Origin of the sequence: Bacillus sp. NTK034 (genome assembly GCF_017303275.1) — a bacterium.
In the GTDB taxonomy this organism is placed as follows: Bacteria; Bacillota; Bacilli; order Bacillales; family Cytobacillaceae; genus Cytobacillus.
Genome location: NZ_JAFKOJ010000061.1, coordinates 1 through 255 on the forward strand (window position 1 = coordinate 1; position 255 = coordinate 255).

A 255-nucleotide genomic window follows, 5' to 3' on the forward strand; every position below is an offset into this window, starting at 1 on the left:
GACTTACTTGCTGGATCACGACCAACTTTCCCGCTTCACCTATAGTAATGTGATCGCCTTGGCGCTGAAGTCGAACAACCCCAGCCGGGCCCAGAGCTTTATGGAGCGCTTCAGCTCCCTCCTGCCAACCGAATATGCTCAATCCACCGAAGCGCTCAATCGAGCCCGCCTGGCCTACCACGAAAAGAGATTGGACGAAGCCATGGACTGGCTACAATCTGCTAAAGATCAGGATGTTTTGACGACTTTGAATAT

General features: G+C 52.2%; 1 protein-coding gene. It reads left to right on the forward strand.

Translation table 11 applies throughout. The features are described from left to right. The coding region (locus JI665_RS28400; RefSeq protein ID WP_206846315.1) for a hypothetical protein at positions 1–255 on the forward strand (255 nt) is incomplete at both ends.